General features: G+C 59.9%; 23 protein-coding genes. 13 read left to right on the top strand and 10 right to left on the bottom strand.

Features of this window, described 5'->3' with window-relative positions; translation table 11 throughout:
* Positions 1-10 precede the first annotated feature (10 nt).
* On the bottom strand, positions 11-829 hold the full coding sequence (gene ppsR, locus FW800_RS07005) for a posphoenolpyruvate synthetase regulatory kinase/phosphorylase PpsR (protein WP_003193298.1): 819 nt from the start codon (positions 827-829) through the stop codon (positions 11-13).
* Positions 830-1,007: 178 nt separating this feature from the next.
* Between ppsR and ppsA the strand changes: the two genes are divergently transcribed.
* The 8 genes from ppsA to FW800_RS06965 all read left to right on the top strand — a co-directional run bounded on the left by ppsA (position 1,008) and on the right by FW800_RS06965 (position 9,136).
* Positions 1,008-3,383, top strand: coding sequence for a phosphoenolpyruvate synthase (gene ppsA / locus FW800_RS07000; protein WP_005790384.1), 2,376 nt, complete (start codon positions 1,008-1,010; stop codon positions 3,381-3,383).
* Between the two features lie 106 nt (positions 3,384-3,489).
* Positions 3,490-4,479 (top strand): alpha/beta fold hydrolase, encoded by a 990-nt coding sequence (locus FW800_RS06995; RefSeq protein WP_446437276.1) that lies wholly within the window; start codon positions 3,490-3,492, stop codon positions 4,477-4,479.
* A 229-nt stretch (positions 4,480-4,708) separates the two neighbouring features.
* Complete coding sequence (rraA, locus tag FW800_RS06990) at positions 4,709-5,200, top strand: ribonuclease E activity regulator RraA (protein ID WP_005790380.1); 492 nt, start codon at positions 4,709-4,711, stop codon at positions 5,198-5,200.
* Positions 5,201-5,215: 15 nt separating this feature from the next.
* Positions 5,216-6,211: a zinc transporter ZntB gene (locus FW800_RS06985; protein WP_005790378.1), complete on the top strand. Its 996-nt coding sequence runs from the start codon at positions 5,216-5,218 to the stop codon at positions 6,209-6,211.
* Positions 6,212-6,297: 86 nt separating this feature from the next.
* Positions 6,298-6,543, top strand: coding sequence for a hypothetical protein (locus FW800_RS06980; protein ID WP_005790375.1), 246 nt, complete (start codon positions 6,298-6,300; stop codon positions 6,541-6,543).
* Between the two features lie 2 nt (positions 6,544-6,545).
* Entirely contained in the window at positions 6,546-7,370 is an 825-nt protein-coding gene (locus FW800_RS06975) for a mechanosensitive ion channel family protein (RefSeq protein WP_003193288.1), read from the top strand.
* 87 nt (positions 7,371-7,457) lie between these two features.
* Positions 7,458-8,048: an RNA polymerase sigma factor SigX gene (gene sigX / locus FW800_RS06970; RefSeq protein ID WP_003193286.1), complete on the top strand. Its 591-nt coding sequence runs from the start codon at positions 7,458-7,460 to the stop codon at positions 8,046-8,048.
* A 107-nt stretch (positions 8,049-8,155) separates the two neighbouring features.
* A complete protein-coding gene (locus FW800_RS06965; protein ID WP_005790371.1) occupies positions 8,156-9,136 on the top strand; it encodes an OmpA family protein in 981 nt (326 codons plus the stop codon).
* Between the two features lie 60 nt (positions 9,137-9,196).
* Here FW800_RS06965 and cobA read toward each other — a convergent pair whose 3' ends face one another.
* The 8 genes from cobA to FW800_RS06925 all read right to left on the bottom strand — a co-directional run bounded on the left by cobA (position 9,197) and on the right by FW800_RS06925 (position 20,472).
* Positions 9,197-9,940, bottom strand: a complete 744-nt coding sequence (gene cobA / locus FW800_RS06960; RefSeq protein ID WP_446437275.1) for a uroporphyrinogen-III C-methyltransferase — start codon at positions 9,938-9,940, stop codon at positions 9,197-9,199.
* Positions 9,941-9,950: 10 nt separating this feature from the next.
* Positions 9,951-12,659 carry a nitrate reductase gene (locus FW800_RS06955; protein ID WP_446437274.1) on the bottom strand — a complete coding sequence of 903 codons (2,709 nt, stop codon included), beginning with the start codon at positions 12,657-12,659 and terminating at the stop codon, positions 9,951-9,953.
* Complete coding sequence (gene nirD, locus FW800_RS06950) at positions 12,659-12,976, bottom strand: nitrite reductase small subunit NirD (RefSeq protein ID WP_005790365.1); 318 nt, start codon at positions 12,974-12,976, stop codon at positions 12,659-12,661. Before nirD ends, FW800_RS06955 begins: the two co-directional genes overlap by 1 nt.
* Entirely contained in the window at positions 12,973-15,426 is a 2,454-nt protein-coding gene (gene nirB / locus FW800_RS06945) for a nitrite reductase large subunit NirB (RefSeq protein ID WP_032879922.1), read from the bottom strand. Before nirB ends, nirD begins: the two co-directional genes overlap by 4 nt.
* A 233-nt stretch (positions 15,427-15,659) precedes the next feature.
* A complete protein-coding gene (locus tag FW800_RS06940; protein WP_446437273.1) occupies positions 15,660-17,327 on the bottom strand; it encodes a protein kinase domain-containing protein in 1,668 nt (555 codons plus the stop codon).
* The gene (locus FW800_RS06935; RefSeq protein ID WP_078822055.1) at positions 17,327-18,538 is read right to left on the bottom strand and encodes a nitrate/nitrite transporter; all 1,212 of its coding nucleotides are present in this window, start codon (positions 18,536-18,538) and stop codon (positions 17,327-17,329) included. The genes FW800_RS06940 and FW800_RS06935 overlap by 1 nt, the downstream gene beginning before the upstream one ends.
* 145 nt (positions 18,539-18,683) lie before the next feature.
* Positions 18,684-19,259, bottom strand: a complete 576-nt coding sequence (locus FW800_RS06930; RefSeq protein ID WP_005790358.1) for an ANTAR domain-containing response regulator — start codon at positions 19,257-19,259, stop codon at positions 18,684-18,686.
* A 13-nt stretch (positions 19,260-19,272) separates the two neighbouring features.
* Positions 19,273-20,472, bottom strand: coding sequence for a CmpA/NrtA family ABC transporter substrate-binding protein (locus FW800_RS06925; protein ID WP_446437272.1), 1,200 nt, complete (start codon positions 20,470-20,472; stop codon positions 19,273-19,275).
* Between the two features lie 247 nt (positions 20,473-20,719).
* Between FW800_RS06925 and FW800_RS06920 the strand changes: the two genes are divergently transcribed.
* From FW800_RS06920 to FW800_RS06900, 5 genes are all read left to right on the top strand, one after another.
* Positions 20,720-21,631: a secretin N-terminal domain-containing protein gene (locus FW800_RS06920; RefSeq protein WP_446437271.1), complete on the top strand. Its 912-nt coding sequence runs from the start codon at positions 20,720-20,722 to the stop codon at positions 21,629-21,631.
* Between the two features lie 15 nt (positions 21,632-21,646).
* On the top strand, positions 21,647-21,862 hold the full coding sequence (locus FW800_RS06915; protein ID WP_005790352.1) for a FliM/FliN family flagellar motor switch protein: 216 nt from the start codon (positions 21,647-21,649) through the stop codon (positions 21,860-21,862).
* Positions 21,863-22,027: 165 nt separating this feature from the next.
* A complete protein-coding gene (locus FW800_RS06910) occupies positions 22,028-22,411 on the top strand; it encodes a winged helix-turn-helix domain-containing protein (RefSeq protein WP_446437270.1) in 384 nt (127 codons plus the stop codon).
* Positions 22,404-22,865, top strand: coding sequence for a transglycosylase SLT domain-containing protein (locus FW800_RS06905; RefSeq protein WP_005790348.1), 462 nt, complete (start codon positions 22,404-22,406; stop codon positions 22,863-22,865). The genes FW800_RS06910 and FW800_RS06905 overlap by 8 nt, the downstream gene beginning before the upstream one ends.
* An 80-nt stretch (positions 22,866-22,945) precedes the next feature.
* On the top strand, positions 22,946-23,965 hold the full coding sequence (locus FW800_RS06900; protein WP_446437269.1) for a quinone-dependent dihydroorotate dehydrogenase: 1,020 nt from the start codon (positions 22,946-22,948) through the stop codon (positions 23,963-23,965).
* A gap of 127 nt (positions 23,966-24,092) precedes the next feature.
* Here the strand turns inward: FW800_RS06900 and rmf are convergent, their stop codons facing one another.
* A complete protein-coding gene (gene rmf / locus FW800_RS06895; protein WP_002553055.1) occupies positions 24,093-24,308 on the bottom strand; it encodes a ribosome modulation factor in 216 nt (71 codons plus the stop codon).
* Positions 24,309-24,767 lie beyond the last annotated feature (459 nt).

Genomic DNA, 24,767 nt, shown 5'->3' with positions numbered 1-24,767 from the left:
GCGGCAGAGATCACTTGAAGCGCCGCTCCACACCCTTCTCAACCAAAATCTTTGCCGAAATCTCTTCCACCGAAAAATGCGTGGAATTGATGTGTGCAATATTCTCGCGACGGAACAGATTTTCCACTTCACGCACTTCGAACTCGCACTGCGCATAGCTGGAGTAGCGGCTGTTGGGCTTGCGTTCGTTACGGATGGCGGTCAGGCGGTCCGGGTCGATGGTCAGGCCGAACAGTTTGTGCGAGTGGGCGCGCAGGGCGGCGGGCAGCGTCAGGTGCTCCATATCGTCTTCGGTCAGCGGGTAGTTGGCCGCACGGATACCGAATTGCATGGCCATGTACAGACAGGTCGGGGTCTTGCCGCAACGCGACACGCCCACCAGGATCAGGTCGGCCTTGTCATAGTAGTGGGTGCGGGCGCCATCATCGTTGTCGAGGGCAAAGTTCACCGCCTCGATGCGTTCCATATAGTTGGAGTTATGCCCGATGGAATGGGACTTTCCGACAGAGTATGAAGAATGCTCACTCAACTCCTGTTCCAATGGCGCCAGGAAGGTCGAGAAAATGTCGATCATGAAACCATTCGACGTTGCGAGAATCTCACGAATGTCTTGATTGACGATGGTGTCGAAAATGATCGGGCGAAAACCGTCTTTTTCAGCCGCCAGATTGATTTGTTGTACCATGGCCCGCGCTTTATCCACGCTGTCTATATAAGGCCGGGTGAATTTGGCGAAGGTAATGTTTTCGAACTGCGCAAGCAGGCTCTGGCCCAGTGTTTCGGCTGTGATGCCGGTGCCGTCGGAAATAAAGAAAGCAGATCGTTTCATTTGAGCCCTGGGCCTTAAGCTGATGGCGAATCTTGGATATGATAGGCGCGATTTTGCCGTCCCGCAGTGGGCCGCATTCTCACTTATTTTCCAGGTCCAGGCCACAAGCGCTGGCGTTAGCTCCTACTGAGCAACCCGCGTCCTGAGCTTTTCCAACACAGAAAGTGGAGAGATCACCTTGGTAGAGTACGTAGTTTCCCTCGATAAGCTCGGCGTCCATGATGTAGAGCATGTGGGGGGCAAGAACGCATCCCTCGGCGAGATGATCAGTAATCTTGCAGGCGCTGGTGTCTCGGTGCCCGGTGGTTTCGCCACCACGGCCCAGGCTTACCGCGACTTCCTCGAGCTGAGCGGCCTCAACGCCCAGATCCACGCCGCGCTGGATGCCTTGGACGTCGACGACGTCAACGCCCTGGCCAAGACCGGCGCCCAGATCCGTCAGTGGATCATGGAAGCCGAGTTCCCCGAGAAGCTCAACGAAGAAATTCGCACCGCCTTCGCCACCCTGTCCGCCGGCAACCCGGACATGGCCGTCGCCGTACGCTCCTCGGCCACCGCCGAAGACTTGCCGGACGCTTCCTTTGCCGGCCAGCAGGAAACCTTCCTGAATATCCGTGGCGTGGAAAACGTCATTCGCGCGGCCAAGGAAGTATTCGCCTCGCTGTTCAACGACCGCGCTATTTCCTACCGTGTACACCAGGGTTTCGACCACAAACTGGTGGCCTTGTCTGCTGGTGTGCAGCGCATGGTGCGTTCGGAAACCGGCACTGCTGGCGTGATGTTCACCCTGGACACTGAGTCGGGCTTCCGTGATGTGGTATTCATTACCGGTGCCTACGGCCTGGGCGAAACCGTCGTACAAGGCGCGGTCAACCCTGACGAATTCTACGTGCACAAGCACACCCTAGAGGCCGGACGCCCGGCCATCCTGCGCCGCAACCTGGGCAGCAAGGCGATCAAGATGATCTACGGCGACGAAGCCAAGGCCGGTCGCTCGGTGAAAACCGTTGACGTCGACAAGGCCGAGCGCGCGCGTTTCTGCCTGACCGATGCTGAAGTCAGCGAACTGGCCAAACAGGCGATGATCATCGAGAAGCACTACAAGTGCCCGATGGACATCGAGTGGGCCAAGGACGGTGACGACGGCAAGCTATATATCGTGCAAGCGCGTCCGGAAACCGTGAAGAGCCGCACTTCGGCCAATGTCATGGAGCGTTACCTGCTCAAGGAAACCGGCACCGTACTGGTGGAAGGCCGTGCCATTGGCCAGCGCATCGGTGCTGGCAAGGTGCGGATCATCAAGGACGTGTCCGAGATGGACAAGGTCCAGCCCGGCGACGTGCTGGTTTCCGACATGACCGACCCGGACTGGGAGCCGGTGATGAAGCGCGCCAGCGCCATTGTCACCAACCGAGGCGGGCGTACTTGCCACGCGGCGATCATCGCCCGTGAACTGGGGATCCCGGCGGTAGTCGGTTGCGGCAACGCCACCCAACTGCTCAAGGAGGGCCAGGGTGTCACCGTGTCCTGCGCCGAAGGCGATACCGGTTTCATCTTCGAAGGTGAACTGGGCTTCGACATCAAGCAAAACTCCATCGACGCCATGCCCGACCTGCCGTTCAAGATCATGATGAACGTCGGCAACCCGGACCGCGCCTTCGATTTCGCGCAGTTGCCGAACGCCGGTGTGGGCCTGGCCCGCCTGGAATTCATCATCAATCGCATGATCGGCGTGCACCCCAAGGCATTGTTGAACTATGACGGCCTGCCGCTGGATATCAAGGAAAGCGTCGACAAGCGCATCGCCGGCTACAACGACCCGGTGGGCTTCTATGTCGAGAAGCTGGTGGAAGGCATCAGTACGCTGGCCGCGGCGTTCTACCCGAAAAAGGTCATCGTGCGCCTGTCGGACTTCAAGTCCAACGAGTACGCCAACCTGATCGGCGGCAAGCTCTACGAGCCGGAAGAAGAAAACCCGATGCTGGGCTTCCGTGGCGCCTCGCGTTACATCAGCGAAGCGTTCCGTGACTGCTTCGAGCTTGAGTGCCGTGCCCTCAAGCGCGTGCGCAACGAGATGGGCCTGACCAACGTCGAGATCATGGTGCCGTTCGTGCGCACCCTGGGCGAAGCGAGCCAAGTGGTCGACCTGCTGGCCGAAAACGGCTTGACCCGTGGCGAGAACGGCTTGCGCGTGATCATGATGTGCGAATTGCCGTCCAACGCCATCCTCGCCGAAGAGTTCCTGGAGTTCTTCGACGGTTTCTCCATCGGCTCCAACGACCTGACCCAGCTGACCCTGGGCCTGGACCGCGACTCCGGGATCATCGCTCACCTGTTCGACGAGCGTAACCCAGCGGTCAAAAAGCTGCTGGCCAATGCCATCCAGGCGTGTAACAAGGCCGGCAAGTACATTGGTATCTGTGGCCAAGGCCCTTCCGACCACCCTGACCTGGCCAAATGGCTGATGGAGCAGGGCATTGAAAGCGTCTCGCTGAACCCGGACTCTGTGCTGGAAACCTGGTTCTTCCTGGCGGAAGGCCAAGCGTCCGCTTAAAGTCGCAACGTCAAAAGTGCCGGTCACTCGTGAGGGTGACCGGCATTCTTATCTGTAATGGGCGGGAACTCCTTGCGGACGCCGCCCTTTTTTGTGCAAGAGCATTATGCAAAGCAGCAGCAACCTGTTTCCCGTCGCCTTGATCAGCGCTGAACGTCGTGGCGACCTGAGTGAAGACGTCTACCGGCTCAAGCCCGGCAATAGCCCTGATGGCACCGTCGAGCTGGCGGTTACCCGTTTGGGCCTGGCCGATGTCCCGGAAAACCGGGGCACGCCGATTATTTTATTGCATGGCAGCTTTTCCAATCGGCGCTTCTGGTACTCGCCCAAGGGGATCGGCCTGGGCGCGTACCTGGCGCGCCGGGGTTTTGATGTGTGGATCCCGGAAATGCGCGGCCATGGGCTGTCCAAGCGCAACCATGAGTACGCCAGAAACCGTGTCGCCGATTACGCCCGCTACGATTTGCCGGCCATGGGGGCCTTTGTGCGTGAGCAAAGCGGGCAGGTCCCGCACTGGATCGGGCACTCCCTCGGTGCCACGACCTTGGCTGCGGCCCTGGGCGGGCAACATTTGGGGGCGCCTGAGGTGGCTTCGGTGGCATTGTTCGGCTGCCAGGTCAGCCGCACCCATTGGCCGTTGAAAATTCCACCCGTGGAGTGGGGTACTCGGTTGATCCTCAAGCGCCTTGCCCATGTGTCTGGCCCACGCTTCAAGCGCGGCCCCGAGGATGAGCCGGCGGGAGTGATGATCGAAGCGATGCGCTGGAATGGCCTGTTCGGCCGCTTCGGCGATGTCGAATGTGACTGGTGGAAGGGCTTGGCGCAGATCGATGTGCCGTTGCTCGCGGTCAGCGCGGCGGGCGATCGGCAAGACCCGGACTGGGCGTGTCGCAAGCTCTTCGAGCAGGTCGGCAGCGAGCATCGCCAGTATCTGTGTCTGGGGCGCGAGCAGGGTTTCAGCGAGGACTTCGGGCATGTGCAGATGCTGGTCAGCAAAGCCGCGCAGGCCGAAGTATGGCCATTGGTGGAACGGTGGTTGAACGACCCACTGACACCATTATTCGGGACTCGACCCCAAGTGGCCGCAGCAGTTTGAGCAAACGCTCTACCAAGGGCGTTTCACTCTTGAGTGGTTGCGGCTAAGATATGACGCGCTGGGCGCTTCTGGTCATATTCAGTCGCGCAACGTGTATTGCGTTGCGCTGATGCGGGTCCGATCATGGCGGCTCACCACTGGCAGGCACTTAAAGAATGCCTGTCGCGGCGCGTTTTTCTGATGTACACCGTGGATGTTCGATCTCTTCTTTGACGACAGGAGCTTCTCGATGAACCATTACGTGACCCCCGACCTGTGTGACGCCTACCCGGAACTGGTGCAGGTAGTGGAGCCGATGTTCAGCAACTTCGGTGGCCGAGATTCTTTTGGGGGTGAGATCGTCACCATCAAATGCTTCGAAGATAATTCCCTGGTAAAGGAACAGGCTGACCAGCCGGGCGCTGGCAAAGTGATGGTCGTTGACGGCGGAGGCTCACTGCGCCGCGCGTTGCTGGGCGATCTGATTGCCGATAAAGCTGCGAAAAATGGCTGGGAAGGGCTGGTGATCTATGGTTGCGTCCGGGATGTGGATGTTCTCGCCCAGACCGACCTGGGTGTGCAGGCACTGGCCTCCCACCCGATGAAAACCGACAAGCGTGGCCTCGGTGACCTGAACGTTGTTGTGACGTTCGCGGGTGTGACGTTCCGTCCGGGTGAGTACATCTACGCCGACAATAACGGCGTGATCGTGTCGCCCAGCCCGCTGAAAATGCCTGAATAAACCCAAGGAGTCTGGATGTTCGAGGAAGAGAACGCGCAATGGGGGCTGGTACATGCCCTGGTGCTGGATGGTAAAGGCGGTGCGCGTTCGATTGCCCGGACTGAGCTCGACGATCTGCAGTTGCAACCCCAGGAAAGCCTGTGGCTGCATTGGGATCGCAGCCATCCCCAGACCCAGACCTGGCTGCGCAAATCCAGCGGCCTGAGCGAATTTGCCTGCGACCTGCTGCTGGAGGAGAACACCCGCCCACGGTTGTTGCCGTTGCCCGACGCCGAATTGCTGTTGTTTCTGCGCGGGATCAATCTCAACCCCGGGGCAGAGCCGGAGGACATGGTTTCGGTGCGTATCTTCGCCGCCGCCAATCGTGTGATCTCCCTGCGTTTGCGCCCGTTGCGCGCCACCGATGAGCTATTGGTGCAACTGGCGGACGGCAAAGGCCCAAAAACGGCGTCTGAACTCATCCTTTATATGGCTCAGTACCTGACCAACAAAGTGCAGGATCTGGTTACAGGGTTGTCAGAAATCGTCGATTCCGAGGAAGAAAAACTCGATGCCGACGAACGGTATACCCCAGAGCACGGCAGCGTTTTGCAGATCCGTCGGCGCGCGGCCGGGCTCAAGCGGTTTTTGGCACCACAGCGGGATATTTTTGCCCAGCTGACGCGAATAAAATTGGCATGGTTCTGCGATGACGATGCTGACTATTGGAACGAGTTGCACAACAGTCTGACCCGTTACCTGGAAGAGCTGGAACTGGCCAGAGAGCGCGTGGGGCTTGTGCTTGAGGCCGAAGACCGGCGCTTGAGCCTGCGCATGAACCGCACCATGTATCGCTTCGGGATCATCACCGGGATCTTCTTGCCGATGAGTTTTCTCACCGGTTTGCTCGGTATAAATGTGGGTGGCATTCCGTTCTCCGAGAGCCCCTACGGATTCATGATTGCGTGCCTGTTGATGGTCTCGGTGGCCCTGGGACAATGGTGGCTATTTCGACGATTACGATGGGTTTGAGCTGAATATGACCTGAACGTAGGAAAGGGTCGATGTGACCCGATGAATTTTACCCTCGTCTTTTAATTCACTTGCGAGAGGTCTCTATGCACGATCCGTTCGAACAGTCTTTGCGTGACATGCTCAATGCTTCGCCATCCAACCGTGATGACGATGCTTGCCTGGGTCGCGTATTGAAAACCGCCAACCGTCAGGTCGGTGCGGGTGATCTGTTCGGGCTGCTCGGGCGTTGGTTGCCGGCATTGATGATGGCCCTGAATAACGGTTCGGCCCATGTGTCACCGGTTTCCCGCCGTAAACCTCTTGCTCGCACTGCTGATAAGGCTGATTGAATATGGAACTTGATCTCTGGACCCAGAGCCTGGTCACCGCGATGACCGCATTGTGGACCAAGGTTGCGAATTTCATTCCCAACCTGTTTGGTGCCCTGGTCCTGGTGTTGCTGGGCTTTGTCGTGGCCAAGTTGCTCGACACCCTGTTGTCCAAGCTGCTCGCCAAACTCGGGCTGGATCGCCTGATGGCCGGCACCGGTTTGACCAAATTGCTGGGTCGCGCCGGGCTGCAGGTGCCGATTTCTACCTTGATCGGCAAGATCGTCTACTGGTTTGTTCTACTTATTTTTCTGGTTTCTGCAGCGCAATCCCTTGGGCTTGAGCGAGTTTCAGCTACGCTCGACATGCTGGCACTGTATTTGCCGAAAGTTTTCGGCGGCGCGCTGGTGTTGCTGGTAGGTGTTTTACTTGCGCAATTGGCCAATGGGCTGGTGCGCGGGGCCGCTGAAGGCGTGGGGTTGGACTACGCGGCAGGCTTGGGGCGAATCGCACAGGGGCTGGTGATCATCATCAGTATTTCCGTCGCGATCAGCCAGTTGGAAGTCAAGACTGACCTGCTGAACCACGTTATTGTGATTGTTTTGATTACCGTTGGTCTGGCCGTTGCACTGGCCATGGGTTTGGGAAGCCGGGAAATTGCCGGTCAGATTCTTGCGGGAATCTATGTGCGTGAGCTATATCAGGTTGGGCAACAAGTGCGTGTGGGCGAGGTTGAAGGGCAGATCGAGGAGATCGGCACGGTCAAGACGACAGTGCTGACCGATGACGGAGAACTGGTTTCGCTGTCCAACCGGATTCTCCTGGAGCAGCAGGTCAGTAGCCGCTAATCCGGCAAACCCTGCTAATGTACGCCGCCGCAAACCCGGGTGACCGGGTTGCAACGGACATTGACCTGACTGCCGGCACGACTTGTTTTGAATAAAGCCCAAACGCTGTCCACGCGCTATGACCCCCGTGAGCTCTCTGATGAGGAGTTGGTCGCGCGCTCGCACACGGAGCTGTTTCACGTAACACGCGCGTACGAAGAATTGATGCGCAGGTATCAACGCACTCTGTTCAACGTTTGTTCAAGGTATTTGGGGAACGATAGAGACGCGGACGATGTCTGTCAGGAAGTGATGCTCAAGGTGCTATATGGCCTGAAGAACTTCGAGGGCAAATCGAAGTTCAAGACCTGGCTGTACAGCATCACGTACAACGAGTGCATCACGCAGTATCGGAAGGAACGGCGAAAGCGTCGCTTGATGGACGCTTTGAGTCTGGACCCCCTTGAGGAGGCGTCTGAAGAAAAGGCGCCGGCACCCGAGGAGAAGGGCGGACTTGATCGCTGGTTGGTGCATGTGAACCCGATTGACCGGGAAATTCTGGTGCTTCGCTTTGTCGCAGAGCTGGAATTCCAGGAAATCGCTGACATCATGCATATGGGCTTGAGTGCTACAAAAATGCGGTACAAACGTGCTCTTGATAAATTACGTGAGAAATTTGCGGGCGAGACTGAAACTTAGTGCGTAGCAAATATCTCTTACGTGTAGGCAAGTTCTGTTAGACTTGTCGCCGAGTTGTCCCCCGGTTTGTGGGACTGCTTTACAATCACCAGATGGGGATTTAACGGATGAAACTGAAAAACACCTTGGGCTTGGCCATTGGTTCTCTTATTGCCGCTACTTCTTTCGGCGTTCTGGCACAAGGCCAAGGCGCAGTTGAAGGCGAGCTGTTCTACAAGAAGCAGTACAACGATAGCGTTAAGCACATCGAAGATGGCTTCAACCCAGGCGCTCGCATTGGTTACTTCCTGACCGACGATCTGTCGTTGAATCTGTCGTACGACAAGACCAATCACACCCGTTCGAACGACGGCACTGGCAACCAGAAGATCAAAGGTGACACTGGCAGCCTCGTTGCTCAGTACCACTTCGGTCAGGCTGGCGTTGATAGCCTGCGTCCATACGTTGAAGGCGGTTTCGGCCACCAGAGCCGTACCAACGTCAAGGCTGACGGCCACAGCGGTCGCGACCAGACCACTTTCGCCACCATCGGTACTGGCGTGAAGTACTACTTCACCAACAACCTGTACGCTCGTGCTGGTGTTGAAGCTGACTACGGTCTGGACAACGGCAAGTGGGACTACTCCGCACTGGTTGGCCTGGGCGTGAACTTCGGCGGTAACGCTGGCGCAGCTGCTCCAGCTCCTACCCCAGCACCAGCTCCAGAGCCAGTTCCAGAGCCAGAAGCTCCGGTTGCTCAGGTTGTTCGTGTTGAGCTGGACGTTAAGTTCGACTTCGACAAGTCGGTTGTTAAGCCTAACAGCTACGGCGACGTGAAAAACCTGGCCGACTTCATGGCTCAGTACCCAGACACCAACGTAGAAGTTGCTGGTCACACTGACTCCGTCGGTCCAGACGCTTACAACCAGAAGCTGTCCCAGCGTCGTGCTGACGCTGTTAAGCAAGTCCTGGTTAAAGATGGCGTAGCTCCTAGCCGCATCACTTCCGTTGGTTACGGTGAGTCCCGCCCAGTTGCTGACAACGCAACTGAAGCTGGCCGCGCTGTTAACCGTCGCGTAGAAGCAGCTGTTGAAGCCACCGCTAAGTAATTAGCCTGGCTTTACAAAAAAACCCGGCTTAGGCCGGGTTTTTTTCGCCTGGAATTTGCCTCAGGCACTGGTCGCCGTCGTCAGGCAAGCCGCCTGCGCAGCACCAGCAACGCTACCAATCACCAGGATAGCCGGGCTCTTCAGGGCGAACGCTTGCGCATCCTCATGCATCCGCTCCAGATCGCTGCGGCATTCGCGCTGCTGGGGCAGCGAAGCATTTTCGATCATCGCCACGGGCATGTCCGGGGTCATCCCACCTTCGAGCAACTGCTGACGAATCTCCTCCAGCTTCGCCACGCCCATGTACACCACCAGTGTGGTTCCACTTTCCGCCAGTGCGCGCCAGTTCAACTGGCTATCGTCCTGAGTATGAGCAGTGACCAGCGTCACCCCACGGCTCACACCGCGTAACGTCAGGGGGATATCGCAGCTCGTCGCTCCGGCCAACCCCGACGTGATGCCGTTGACCAACTCCACCTCAATGCCACGTTCGCGCAGCCACAGCGCCTCTTCGCCACCGCGACCAAAAATGCACGGGTCGCCGCCCTTGAGCCGCACCACGCATTTGCCCTGGCGGGCATACCGCAGCATCAGGCGATGGATAAAATCCTGAGGGGTGGAGCGGCAGCCACCGCGTTTACCGACGGTAATCACGCGTGCATCGCCGCAGTGTTCGAGCACGGCCGGGTTGACCAGGTCATCAATCAGCACCACGTCCGCTTCATGCAGGGCTCTGACTGCCTTGAGGGTCAGTAACTCCGGATCACCGGGCCCCGCGCCTACCAGCCACACTTTTGCGCTCATGTTGTACCCCTTACACACTGATGGCGATTGGCTGCGGTTTGCTGGCCAAAAGACGTTTGATTTCTGGCACGCAGGAGCCGCATTGGGTGCCGCAGCCCAGTTCTCGTTTAAGTCCATCCAGGTCCAGGCCGCGACCAACGCCCGCACACACGGCGTTTTCGCTGACGTTCTTGCAGTTACACACAATCTTGTTGCTGGCCGTTGCGGCACCGGGTGGCGCGCTTAAAGGTGCCAACAGCCAGCGTCGCAGTTGCTCGTCGGCGCGGCCTTCCAGCCACAGGCTTTGCAACCAGTGGCGGGCCAGGGTTTCGCCGGCCAGGCGCAGGGCGGTGATACGGCCTTTTTCGATTTTCACGCGCTTGCCGATCGAGCGGCGCGGGTCGTCGTAGGCCATGACCGGACCGTCGTTCAGGCCCAGCAAGTGGTCAATCCGAGTCAACAAATGCAGGTCCGGCGCCTCGGTATGGGCTGCCCGTACCAGCAACGCAGGGCGTTCACGGCCGGCCAGGCTAAGGCTGACGTAGGCAAATTCCTCACACAGCGGGCGCAGCGCTTCGAAATGCTGCTGCACATTGCCCTCGATCAACGCGAACAGCTGCCACGGCAGTTGCACGGCTTCCAGACGCACCCCGCTGTGCTTGAGTTCAGGCTGTTTGGACAGTGGGTCAAACGCCGGTTGGGTGATCACATTGACGCCGCCCTTGAGAAAGCGGTCGCCCCAATGCATCGGCAGAAATGCCTGGCCGGGCCGTACGCTGTCATCGCTGCTGACAGCGACGATCACGCTGCCGCGACGGCTTTTCAGGCTGACCAGGTCACCTTCCTGGAGGCGGTGGCGGCGAAGCTCGTCCGGGTGCAGGCTCAACAGCGCTTCACTGACATGCCCGAACAACTGTGCGGCCGTGCCGGTGCGGCTCATACCGTGCCACTGGTCACGCAGACGGCCGGTGATCAAGGTCAGGGGGAAGCGCGCGTCCCGTTGTTCCTTGGCCGCGCGGTAAGGGTCGGCCACAAACCGCGCCCGGCCATTGTCGGTGGGGAAGATGCCATCGCTATACAGGCGCGCTGTGCCTGTCTGTGCGCCTGTGGGAAACGGCCATTGCTGCGGGCCGAGTTGGTCGAGCAGGCCATGGCTGATACCGGACAAGTCGAGGTCACGCCCTTGAGTGAGCCCCTTGAACTCGTCAAACAGCTGCGCCGGCTGTGCAAAGGCGAACAGGCTGGGCAACCCTGGCCGTAGGCGACGCTCCAGGCGCTGTGCGAAATCTACGGTAATTGCCCAGTCCGCCCGCGCCTCTCCCGGTGGGCTGATGGCGCGGCGTACGTGGGAAATACGCCGCTCGGAATTGGTGACCGTGCCGTCTTTTTCGCCCCAACTGGCGGCAGGCAACAGCAGGTCGGCATAAGTGGCGGTTTCGGTGGTGCGAAAAGCCTCCTGCAACACCACGAACGGGCACGCCGCCAAGGCCGCACGCACGGCGTTCTGGTCGGGCAAGGATTGTGCAGGGTTGGTGCAGGCGATCCACAGGGCCTTGATCTTGCCTGCCTGCATCTGTTCAAACAGTTCGATCGCGGTAAGGCCGGCGGGTGCAGGCAGTTGCTCCACACCCCAATAGGTGGCCACTTCAGCGCGATGTGCCGGGTTGGACGCCTCGCGGTGGCCCGGCAGCAGGTTGGACAGGCTGCCGGTTTCGCGACCGCCCATGGCATTCGGTTGACCGGTCAGGGAAAACGGCCCGCACCCCGGCCTGCCAATGGTGCCCGTGGCCAAGTGCAGGTTGATCAACGCGCTGTTTTTTGCGCTGCCGGCAGTGGATTGGTTGAGGCCCATGCACCATAGCGACAAAAAGCTGCTGGATGTGCCGACCCACTGCGCACATAGGCGCAGTTGTTCGACGCTGATCCCGCACAACTGTGTGACCATCTGCGGCGTGTAGTCATGCACCAGGCGCTTGAGCTCGGCCAGGCCATCGGTGTGGGCCTGGATGAACGCACGATCAATCCAGTCTTCCCACAGCAGCAAATGCAAAATCCCGTGAAACAACGCCACGTCCGTCCCCGGCAAGATTGCCAGGTGCAGGTCAGCCAAATCGCAGGTGTCTGTACGCCGAGGATCAATCACCAGTACTTTCATCTGCGGGCGCTGCGCTTTGGCCTGCTCCAGGCGTCGGAACAATACCGGGTGGGCGTAGGCCATATTGCTGCCGACGATCATCACGCAGTCGCTGTTTTCCAGGTCTTCATAACTGCACGGCGGCGCATCGGCGCCCAGGCTGCGTTTGTAGCCGACCACCGCCGATGACATGCACAGCCGTGAATTGCTGTCGATATTGTTGGTGCCCACCAACGCCCGGGCCAGCTTGTTGAAGCTGTAGTAATCCTCGGTCAATAGTTGCCCCGAGATATAGAACGCCACGCTGTCCGGGCCGTGCTCGGCGATGGTCTCGGCGAACACGTTGGCGGCGTGATCCAGGGCGGTGTCCCAGTCGGTACGGGTACGGGCCAAACCTTTGCCCAGGCGCAACTCCGGATACAGGGCGCGTGCGCTCACGTCGCCGGTCAGGTGCAGGCTGGCGCCTTTGCTGCACAATTTGCCGAAGTTGGCCGGATGGCTCGGATCGCCTTGTACCCCCAGGATCTGCTCGCCGTCATGCTCGATCAGCACGCCGCAGCCCACGCCGCAATAACAGCAGGTGGACGCGGTGGTCTGGCGGTTCATCAACCCGCGTCCCGCAGGGCCAGCATCACCCGGCCGTTTTCTACCCGGGCCTGATGATGGTGGGCGCAGCCGATATCCGGCGCCTGGGCTTCGCCGGACGCCAGGTCAATCTGCCAGTTGTGCAGCGGGCAGGCGACGCGCTTGCCATAGATTAAGCCTTGGGAGAGCGGGCCGCCCTTGTGCGGGCAACGGTCGTCAAGGGCGAAGACTTCGTCGTCACTGGTACGAAAAATCGCGATGTCGCCTTTGGGCCCGCTGATGATGCGCGAGCCCAGGGTATTGATTTCATCAAGGGCGCAGATATCCAGCCAGTTCATAGCGACACCTCCAGTTGTTTGACCGGGATAACGTCGAACTCCTTTTTCAGCAGCGGCTGTTCCAGGCGTTCCTTCCACGGGTCCTGTTCGAATGACAGCGAGAACTGCAAACGCTCATTGAGCGCCTGGCGGCGGGCCGGGTCTTCGAGTACGGCCTTCTTGATGTGCTCCATGCCCACTCGTTGCAGGTAGTGCACCGTGCGTTCCAGGTAGAACGCTTCTTCGCGGTACAGCTGCAGAAATGCGCCGTTGTATTCGCGCACTTCATCGGCGGTCTTGAGCTTGACGAAAAACTCCGCGACTTCGGTCTTGATGCCGCCGTTGCCACCGATATACATCTCCCAACCGGAGTCGACACCGATAATTCCCACGTCCTTGATGCCCGCTTCCGAACAGTTGCGTGGGCAACCGGACACCGCCAGCTTGACCTTGTGCGGTGACCACATATTGAACAGGTCATGCTCAAGCTCAATGCCCAATTGGGTGGAATTCTGCGTGCCGAAACGGCAGAACTCGCTGCCCACGCAGGTTTTCACGGTGCGGATGGATTTGCCGTAGGCATGGCCGGACGGCATATCCAGGTCCTTCCACACCCCTGGCAAGTCCTGCTTCTTGATGCCGAGCAAGTCGATGCGCTGGCCGCCGGTGACTTTCACCATCGGCACGTTGTACTTGTCGGCCACATCGGCGATGCGGCGCAGCTCCGAAGGATTGGTCACGCCGCCCCACATCCGTGGGACTACAGAGTAGGTGCCGTCTTTCTGAATATTGGCGTGGGCCCGTTCGTTGATCAGTCGTGATTGCGGGTCGTCCTTGGCCTCGCCCGGCCAGGTTGAAATCAGGTAATAGTTGAGCGCGGGGCGGCAGGTGGCGCAGCCATTGGGGGTACGCCAGTTCAGGTAGCGCATGGTGCTGTCGATAGTCAGCAAGTGCTGCTCGCGGATAGCCTGACGGATCTGCCCGTGATTAAGGTCGCTGCACCCACAGATGGCCTTTTCGCTTTTGGGTTTGACGTCAGCCGCGCCGCCCACGGTGTTGATCAGGATCTGCTCAACCAGCCCGGCACAGGAACCGCAGGAGCTGGCGGCCTTGGTGTGTTTTTTCACCTCATCGACGCTGAACAGCCCTTGTTCCTGGATTGCCTTGACGATGGTGCCTTTGCACACGCCGTTGCAGCCGCAGACTTCGGCGCTGTCGGCCATGCTCATGGCTTTGTCCTGGCCTTGATGGCCCACATCGCCCAAGGCGTTCTCACCGAACATCAGGTGATCGCGGATCTCGCCAATTGCATGGTTCTCACGGATCTGGCGGAAGTACCAACCACCATCCGCGGTATCGCCGTACAGGCACGCACCGACCAGGATGTCGTCCTTGATTACCAGCTTCTTGTATACGCCGCCGATCGGGTCGGAGAGGGTGATGGTCTCGGTGCCTTCACCGCCCATGAAGTCGCCGGCAGAAAAGAGGTCGATGCCGGTCACCTTCAGCTTGGTCGAGGTCACCGAGCCTTTGTAAGTGGCAAAGCCCAGTTGGGCCAAGTGGTTGGCGCAGACCTTGGCCTGTTCGAACAGCGGCGCCACCAGGCCATAGGCGATCCCGCGATGGCTGGCGCATTCGCCGATCGCGTAGATGCGCGGGTCGTAGGTTTGCATCGTGTCGTTGACCAGGATCCCACGGTTGCAGGGGATGCCGGACTTCTCCGCCAGTTCGGTGTTGGGGCGGATACCGGCGGCCATCACCACCAGGTCGGCGGGGATGATGTCGCCATTTTTGAATTGCACCGAGCCGACGCGACCATTACCGGCATCATGCAAGGCCTGGGTTTGCTCGCACAGGCGAAACACCAGGCCACGGCTTTCCAGTTCGGTTTGCAGCAACTGGCCGCTGGTCTTGTCCAGTTGGCGTTCCAGCAGCCATTCACCGAGATGCACCACCGTCACGTGCATACCGCGCAGCATCAGGCCGTTGGCCGCTTCCAGGCCGAGCAGGCCACCACCGATCACCACCGCGTGCTTGTGGGTCTTGGCGGTGTCGATCATCGCCTGGGTATCGGCAATGTCGCGGTAGCCAATCACGCCCTGCAAGGTGTTGCCGGGAATCGGCAGGATAAACGGCGTAGAACCGGTGGCGATCAGCAGGCGATCGTACTCGGCCTCGGTGCCGTCTTCGGCGATGACTTTGCGCTTGACCCGGTCGATCTGCACCACCTTGCGGTTGAGCAGTAGCTTGACGTTGTTATCCAGGTACCAGTCGAGGTCGTTGAGCACGATCTCTTCGAAGGTTTGCTCACCGGCCAGCACCGGCGACAGCAGGATGCGGTTGTAGTTGGTGTGGGGCTCGGCGCCGAATACGGTGATGTCGTACAGCTCGCTGCTCAGCTTGAGCAATTCTTCAAGGGTGCGAACCCCGGCCATGCCGTTGCCGATCATCACCAGTTTGAGTTTTTTCATATCGTTCTCCGCAATGGCTCGACAAATCATGCGCAAACAAAAAAAGGCGTCCCCGCTAGTCAGCTAGCGAGGACGCCTTTGTCCTGGTCCCGTTCTCTCGGGAAGCTCGACCCTTCGACGTTGAAGGGGCGGCTATATGTGGGTTGTTGGAAGACCTAATGCAGCAGCTGTGCCAAGTTGCAAACCCCCAGTTTTATTGGGCGTTTAAACAGGAGAGAGGTGGATTTTGCTCGTTAGTGGTGCAGCAGCCAGTACAGCAGCACCAGATTGATCAACAGTGAGGCCACTGCCAGGGTTTGCCAGACCTTCAGCGGCTCGCGCTCCAGCAGCGGTCGTGGCCGTACGCTCAGTTCGCGGCGGTCGGCCTGTTCCAGTACCAGCAGCCATTCTTCGGCAGTTTCATAGCGCTGTGCGGGCAGGGCGGCCACGGCGCGCTCCAGGCTGTGGGGCAACCAATCCGGCAGATCAGGGCGATAGCGGCTGGCGCTGACAGGCTGGTTGAAACGCGGGCGTTGGAAGGCTTCGATTTCGCCGTAGGGGTAATGCCCAGTCAGCAGGTAATACAAGGTCACACCGACACTATACAAATCCTGTTGCGCAGTAGGATGCTCGCCTGCGAAAGCTTCGGGCGCGATAAAACTCGGGGTGCCGGGTAGTAAGTGGGCACGGTCTTCAGAAAGGCCAGGGCAGTAGGCCAGGCCAAAGTCCAGCACCCGCAGTTCCCCGTCATCGCCCAGCAGCAGGTTTTCCGGCTTGATGTCGCGGTGCAGAATCTGTCGGCGATGCAGCAGGCCCACGGCTCGCAGCAAGCGTTCGGCGATTGACTGCCATTGCGCCAGCGGCAGCGGGCCTTGTTGTTGAAACAGCTGGGCGAGGGTCTGCCCGGGGTATTCGCGCATCACGTAGTACAAATGCTGACGACCACTGGCGGTATGCACCTCCGGAAAGGCACGGCCAGCGACGCGGCGCAGAAACCACTCCTCCGACAACAAGGCTTGGGCGGCGTCGGTGTCATCGTGGCGCAAGGGCAAGGTCTTGAGCAGCCAGGGTTGCCGCTGCGCATCGTGCACGCGATACAGCAACGATTGCCGACTCTGCGCGAGCACGCTTTGCACCTCCCAGCCTTCAAAGATCTGCCCAACCTTCAGCGGCGGCGGCGTTGGCCATTGCTGCAACTGCACCAAGGCGTCGCCGAGGGTGGCGGCGCCGAGTTGGTCGATGCGCACCAGCAAGGCGCTGGCGTTGTCTTGGCTGCCGGCCAGGTGGGCGGCGCTGACCAGGGTGCTGACGGCCAGGTCGAGGTCGTCTTGCTCACGCAGAATCGCGCCAATGCTGTGATCGCCCAACGTCGCCCACACCCCGTCGCTGAGCAAGAGGAAACATTCGCCCTCGCGCAATTGGCCGTCGAGGAAGTCCAGCACCAGGTGCTGATCCAGGCCAAGGGCGCGTTTGAGTACGTGCTGCATACCCGGCTGTTCCCACACATGGTCTTCGCTGAGGCGTTGCAACTCGCCGTCGAACCAGCGATATGCACGGCAATCACCGACATGGGCCAGCGTGAAGCGTTGGCCGCGAAACACCAGGGCGCTGAGGGTGGTGAGCAACGGTTGCCCACCACCGTTGGCTTGCAGCCAGCGATTTTGCGCGACCAACAGACGTTCGAGCGCCTGGGCCACCCCCCAGGTCTGCGGCGTGGCGTAGTAGTCCTGCGCCAGCGCCTGCAAGGTCGAGCGCGCGGCCAGGCCACCGTCGGCGCATTGGCTGACGCCATCGGCCAATGCGCACAGGTAGCCTTTGCTCGCCGCCAGTTCCGCCATCGGTGTGACCACCCGCAGCGCATCCTGGTTTTCACTGCGTGGGCCAATGGCGCTGGCCTGGGCGACGCTCAGTCGAAGGCTCATCAGACGCGGGCAGCGGTGACCGCAGCCGAGCCCCAGGTGGTTCTCCAGCGGCGCTTGACGCCATGCAGGCCAAACCAGGCCAGCACTCCGAGGCTGGCGAACAACCACAGCGCCAACTGGTAACTGCCGGTGCTCTGTTTGATCGCGCCCATGCCGGCGGCGAGGGCGAAGCCGCCGATGCCACCGGCCATGCCGATCAAGCCGGTCATTACGCCGATCTCACTGCGAAAACGCTGCGGCACCAATTGGAATACCGCGCCATTTCCGGCACCCAGGCCGAGCATGGTGCAGACGAAAAGCGCCAGCGCCGCGTAGGAGCTGGGCAGGTTGAAACCCACTGCGGCAATACAGATCACCGCCACGCTGTACATGCCGAGCAGGGTCTTGATCCCGCCAAAACGGTCGGCCAGGGCGCCGCCCAGCGGGCGCATCAGGCTGCCACCGAACACGCAGGCCGCGGTGTAGTAGCCGGCGGTCACCGGGCTCAGGCCGTACTGGTCGTTGAAGTAGCCGGGCAGGGCGCTGGCCAGGCCGATGAAGCCACCAAAGGTCACGCTGTAGAAGAACATGAACCACCAGCTGTCGCGGTCGCCCAGGGCCTTGAAGTAGTCGGCCATGGACTTGGCTTTCGGACGTTGTGGTGCGTTGCGTGCGAGCCAGGCGAATACGATCAGGGTAAGGACCAGCGGAATCAGCGCAAAGCCGAACACATTGCTCCAGCCGAACGCAGCCGCCAGCACCGGTGCCAGCAAGGCGGCAAATACGGTGCCGGAATTACCGGCACCGGCGATGCCCATGGCCTTGCCCTGGTGCTCTGCGGGATACCACTGCGATGCCAGGGGCAGAGCCACGGCAAAGGAGGCACCGGCCATGCCCAGAAACACGCCCAGCAGCAAGGCTTGCTCGTAACTGTGGATCCCCAGCTTCCAGGCGCAGAACAGCGCCACGATCACAATCACTTGGCCTATCAGCCCAGCGGTCTTGGGTGACAGCTTGTCGGCCAACATGCCCATCAGAAAACGCAGGACCGCGCCCGCCAGGATCGGCGTGGCCACCACCAGGCCGCGCTGCTGGGTGGTCAGGTGCAGGTCGGCGGCAATTTGCACCGCCAGCGGGCCCAACAGGTACCAGACCATGAAACTCAGGTCGAAATACAGGAACGCGGCAAACAGGGTCGGGGTATGCCCGGATTTCCAGAAGCTTGATTTCATCACGCACCTCAACGGTTGGGGGTCTGAAACGAAAAAACGCCGCCACCGGGTTCGCGAGGGCAAACCGGGTGGGCGACGTCTTTGTCGTGGAGGGGCAACCGCCGTTGGTTACCTGTGAGGATTCTTTAGCAAGAGCTGAGCCAGATCAGCCGAGCAACTCGCTCATGGCAATAATCTGCTCTGCCACCTGGATCAGTTTCTGCTGGCGACTCATGGCCTGACGGCGCATCAGGGTGTACGCCTCTTCTTCATTACAGCTCTTCATTTTCATCAGCAGACCCTTGGCCAACTCGATGCGTTTACGTTCGGCCAATTGCAGGTCACGGGCCTGCAACTGCGCGCGCAGGGCCTGGTCACTCTCGAAGCGGGCCATGGCCACATCAAGGATCGGTTGCAGGCGTTGGGCCTGAATACCTTCGACGATATAGGCACTGACGCCGGACTTGATTGCCTGGCGCATCACATTCGGGTCATGCTCATCGGTAAACATCACGATAGGCCGGGGCTGGTCGCGGCTGACCAACACCACTTGCTCCATCACATCGCGGCCGGGTGACTCGGTATCGATCAGGATCACGTCCGGGCGCACTGTTTCGACGCGTGCGGGCAGGTCGATGGTCAGGCCGGATTCATCGATCACCTCGAAGCCGGCTTCGGTCAGGGCGGCCTTGAGGCGCCCGACCTTGCGCGGGGTGTCATTGATCAACAGGATTCGTAGCATCATTGAGCTCCTGTCAGCGCAGCGCTTGACTGTGGTTGTCATCGCCCAGGGCATTGAGGCGGAAGCTGCGGGCGTAACCGGCGGGGTCGGAGCCGTCCCAGATTTTGCCGTCGATCAATTGACTGCTGCGCATCGGCGCGTCGCCAACGCTGAGGCCCAGCGCATCGGCGGCCTGGCGATACAGTGCCAATTGCTGGACCTGGCAGGCGACGCCGAGGTAGTCAGGGTCTTCACGCAACAAGCCCCAACGCCGGAACTGGGTCATGAACCACATGCCGTCGCTGAGGTAGGGCAAATTCACCTCGCCACCGGCGAAAAAGCGCAAAGCATGGGGATCCTGCCACTGGTTACCCAAGCCGTCCTCGTAATGACCCAGCAGACGCGGCTCGATGCAGTCCAACGGGGCGTCGAGGTAGTCGCGAGCGCTGAGCAACTGCGCGGTGGAACGGCGGTTTTCAATGCTCTGTTCGATAAACCGGCTGGCCTCGAGGATCGCCATGACCAATAGGCGGGCGGTATTGGGAAACCCGTCGACGAACGCCTGGGTGCAGCCCAGGACCTTTTCCGGATGATTGGGCCAGATCGCCTGGGTGGTCGCCAGAGTAAAGCCTTGATGATGTTGCACTGCACTGGCACTCCAAGGCTCGCCGACACAAAAACCGTCGATGCGTCCGGCCTGCAGGTGCGCCACCATTTGCGGCGGCGGCACCACCACGCTGTTCACATCCTGCAATGGATGAATGCCTTGGCTCGCCAGCCAGTAATACAACCACATGGCGTGGGTGCCCGTGGGAAATGTCTGGGCGAAGGTCAGTTTTGTCCGGCTTTGGTGCACGTGGCGTTCCAGCGCTTCAGGAGTGACCACTCCCTGGTGTTGCAGGCCGTGGGACAGGTTGATGCTCTGGCCGTTCTGGTTGAGGCCCATCAGTACGGCCATGTCGGTAGGCGCAACGCCGCCGATGCCCAGATGCACGGCATAGATCAGCCCGTACAGCCCGTGGGCGGCGTCCAGCTCGCCACTGACCAGCTTGTCACGCAGGTTGGCCCAGGATGATTGGCGCTTGAGGTTCAGTGTGAGGCCGTAGGGCTGGGCGAAGCCCTGGGTGGCAGCGACCACCAGCGACGCGCAATCGGTCAGGGCCATGAACCCCAGGTCAAGGCTGCTCTTTTCCGGGGCATCGCTGCCGTTTACCCAAGCCAGCGGATCGTTCATCAATACCTGCCTTTTCTGAAAAAAAAAGCGTCGTTTCCCGGCTTGGCGTGACAGGCCATTGCCGGGTAACGACGCCTTTGTCCGTAGGCCCGCGCCGCCTTTGGTGCGGGCCTGATACAAAGTGCGAAGCAAGGCACATGCCACGGGGGCGTGGTGCAGTCTGCCGTCAACTTTTCATCATGATTGAACCTCTTGCGCCTCGCAGTATGGCCGCTTCTTCAGGCCAGATCGCCCAGGAATACCCACGGTGCACACTGATTCCCCGAACCCCATTAACTGCCGCTGGCTGCACTGCGGGTTACTGTGTGCCGCCCTGTTGCTGGGTAGCCGCGCAGCCTGGGGCCAGGCGTACCAGGCACAGGATGAAAGTTTGCATACTTTCTTTACCGCGCTGTCGGGGCCATTGGGCCTGCCTGTGGTCACCAGCCGTGCGGTGGCGCGCAGGCGCATCAGCGGAATCTTCGACTTTGCAGCGCCGCAACGGGTCCTGGAAACCCTCGCTGAGCAGCAAGACCTGATCTGGCACCGCAGCGGGCAAGTGGTGCATCTCTACACCGCCGATGAGGTGCGTAGTTCTGCGGTCGTGCTGCGGCATATCTCAGTCAATCGGCTGCGCGGCATCATGCGGCGTGCGGGGCTGGATGAGCCGCGCTACCCATTGCGTGAGAGCGGGGCACGTACGTTCTACGTTTACGGGCCACCGAGCTATGTCGATCATGTCTTGCGGCTGGCCAGCCTGATGGACCAGCCACGCCGCAAGCAGCCCGAAGGCGCAACGGCATTCGGCGTTGTCCAGGTGATCAATGCAGCTGTTCAGGACCGCCAGCAAGGAGAGGGTGCCAATAAGGTCCGCGTACCGGGTATGGCTGCCATGATCGAAGCCCGGCTATCCCCTGCGCAGAAAGGTCAATTGGCAGACGGTAGCCTGGTGTTGGTGGCCTATTCGGATACCAACAGTTTGTTGATCAAGGGCCAGCCTGCCCAGGTGAGTCTTATCGAAAAACTGGTGGCGGAGCTGGATAGCGCCACGGTCCAGGATGACGTTTCGTCAGGCCCTGACCCATTACCGCCACCTCCCGCGCCTGCGCAATTGAGCACAGCACAACATGAGCGTGTGCAGCGTGCGTTCCTGCGCACCGATCGTGAGTTTTCCCCATGAAAAAGGCGTTTGTCCATGCACCTGGAAATACTGCTGCAGGAGCAATTGATCAGCCGCAAGCGTTTGGCTGCGTTCGCACCGGGGAAGGTGCTGCCTCTGGATCCAGGGGCGACTCGATGTGTGGAGGTACGGGTCAATGGGCAACTGATGGCGTTGGGTGAGCTGGTGCAACTGGAGGATCGGCTGGGGGTTGAGTTGCAGGAGACGTATCAGGAATGGCTACCCCAATAAGTGCGTGAGGAGAATTGTCTGACCGAAAGTTTCCAAAAAAGGGCGCCCGAATGGGCTTTGTCCTAGCGCGAGCCGTAGGCCGGTTTTTTATAGTCGTGACATTGGCAGGTGAGCCGGTACGGAAACTAAGGATGTGAATGTCAGTAGTAAAAAGCAGAGGTGCGTATGGCCGTCGTGATTGATGAATCGACGACCTCCCTGGTCTTCGCTCGCTGGACCTTGCATGGCGATGGCCGGTTGACGGGCGGCGATGCGGATATTCAGTTGCCGCCCAAGGAGTGGCATGTGCTGCGATTGTTGCTGGCCTCCGGTGGCACGCTGATGACCAAGGATCGCCTGCTGGAGCTGGCCTGGCCCCGGGGAGAGGTGGCCGATGAGTCACTCACGCGCTGTATCTATTCCCTGCGCAAACATTTGAGCGCCGACAAAGGGTTTATCAAGACGATTTATGGCAAGGGGTATCGCTTTACGTGCCCGGTGCGGGTAGGGGAACCACCACGGGGTGTCGTGCATGTGTGCTCTGTGTGTGGCCAGGCCAGCAATGCTTAAGGTTTGGAGCGTGGTACTGCTGCTCGGTGGGCTGATGGGCAGTCACCAGGCACTGGCCTATTGCTGGGACGAGGCGGCCAGCCGGTACGATCTCGAACCGGAACTGTTGCAGGCTATCGCTGATGTCGAATCGGGTTCGCGTGCGCAGGCGATCAACTACGCCAACCGCAATGGCACGCGTGATATCGGCTTGATGCAGATCAACAGCATCCACCTGCCGCGTTTGCTCAAACAGGGCATTACCGAGGAGCGGTTGTTGAGCGAACCTTGTTTGTCGGTGCAAGTCGGTGCCTCGATTCTGGCCGAGTTTATTCAGCGTTTCGGCTACAACTGGATGGCGGTGGGTTCCTACAATGTTGGACCGGGCCCTGGCTCGCAGCGTGAGGCGTTGCGCCAGCGCTACGCCGAAAGGATCTGGGTGCGTTATCAGGCGTTGATTGCTCAGCGCCGATGAGCGCAGCACGCCTCGCATGAGGCCCGCCACCCCGGCTATAATCGCGTCACCTTTTGCCGCCATCCGAGTCTAGCCCGCCCATGTATACCTTGGCCCGCCAGCTGTTGTTCAAACTCTCCCCGGAAACCTCCCACGATCTGTCCCTGGACTTGATCGGTGCCGGTGGCCGCCTGGGGCTCAATGGCCTGGTATGCAAGGCTGCGGCGAAAGTGCCGGTGTCGGTGATGGGCCTGGATTTTCCCAATCCGGTCGGCCTGGCAGCCGGCCTGGACAAAAACGGCGCGGCCATCGACGGGTTTGCACAGTTGGGGTTCGGCTTCGTTGAAATCGGCACCGTGACGCCACGGCCACAGCCGGGAAATCCCAAGCCACGCATTTTCCGCCTGCCGGACGCAGAGGCGATCATCAATCGCATGGGTTTCAACAACCTCGGCGTCGATCACCTGTCATCGCGGGTTCAAGCGGCAAAATACACAGGCATCCTCGGGATCAATATCGGCAAGAACTTTGACACGCCGGTAGAGCGTGCAGTGGACGATTACCTGATCTGCCTGGACAAGGTGTACGCCCACGCCAGCTACGTCACCGTCAACGTCAGCTCGCCCAATACCCCGGGCCTGCGTAGCCTGCAATTCGGTGACTCCCTCAAACAACTGCTCGAAGCCTTGCGCCAGCGTCAGGAAGACTTGGCCGTGCGTCATGGCAAGCGCGTACCCCTGGCAATCAAGATCGCCCCGGACATGAGCGATGAAGAAACCGTACTGGTGGCCCAGGCCCTGATGGATGCGGGCATGGACGCAGTGATTGCGACCAACACCACCCTCAGCCGCGTGGGCGTCGAGGGGCTGGCCCATGGCGACGAGGCGGGCGGCCTGTCCGGCGCGCCGGTACGGGACAAGAGCACCCATATCGTCAAGGTGCTGGCGGCCGAGTTGGCCGGGCGTTTGCCGATCATCGCGGTGGGCGGTATTACCGAAGGCAAGCACGCGGCCGAGAAGATCGCGGCTGGCGCCAGCCTGGTGCAGTTGTACTCCGGCTTTATCTATAAGGGGCCGGCGTTGATTCGCGAGTCGGTGGATGCCATCGCTGCCCTGCGCTGACAATCTGCCAGGCAATAAAAAGGGCTCCATAAAGGAGCCCCTGGGCCGAAGCCCGCCGCCCGGATGGGGCGCGCGTGGTTAAGTCGTTACTCATTCAAAGATGTGTGTCGGAATAAAATGCCCCTGATTAGCCGACGGCGTGAAGTTCGTTGAGTCTGTGGATGCCCGCAGTGCCAGTCATACCGTCCCAGTTGTCGCCGCGTCCTTCTCGCCAGCCGTTGATCCAGGCTTGGCGTACCGACGGTAGAGTAAATGGGCAAAGCTCACGGGATTTTCCATGAACGCCATATTGATATCCGCGTAAAAATGCTCTTTCCAACGGATCACGCTTAAGTCTTCTCATAGGGTGTTTCCCTCACTTGTTGACTGTCTAGATATCCTTCGGCCTTGTCCAAGGCCGGGCAGAGTTTTTCTGCCGTTGGTGGGCTCGCTGCCGGCGTGGCGAGCCGATGTGTCGGCGTCGTTACGGCGCCAACCTGTGTTGAGTTCTAACCAATAGGTCACATGTATTCAATGATCGTTTTGTCATAAGCACGTAACGATAACGATGCTATAGCCATAAGCTGGGATGGTTTTTCGCCCCTTTTATGGAGCAAAGCCAGCTATGATGTGCCCTGCACAGCGAAGCGGGTTAATCCTTTAGTGAGAATGCCCGCCTGTTGCAGTCGGTTATTATTCGACGAAGGGTCTGAATATTTCCTTTTGTTGCTTCACATTGTTTCTCTGCCCCGTCAAACAAGGCTCAACGGCCCGGAAAGCGGGGTGGGACGGCACATTCGTGCCACGCGAGTACTCTTCAAGA

Source organism: Pseudomonas sp. 910_23, assembly GCF_052850795.1.
The sequence above is the reverse complement of the archived record's forward strand: the minus strand, read 5'-3'. Positions and strand labels throughout refer to the sequence as shown.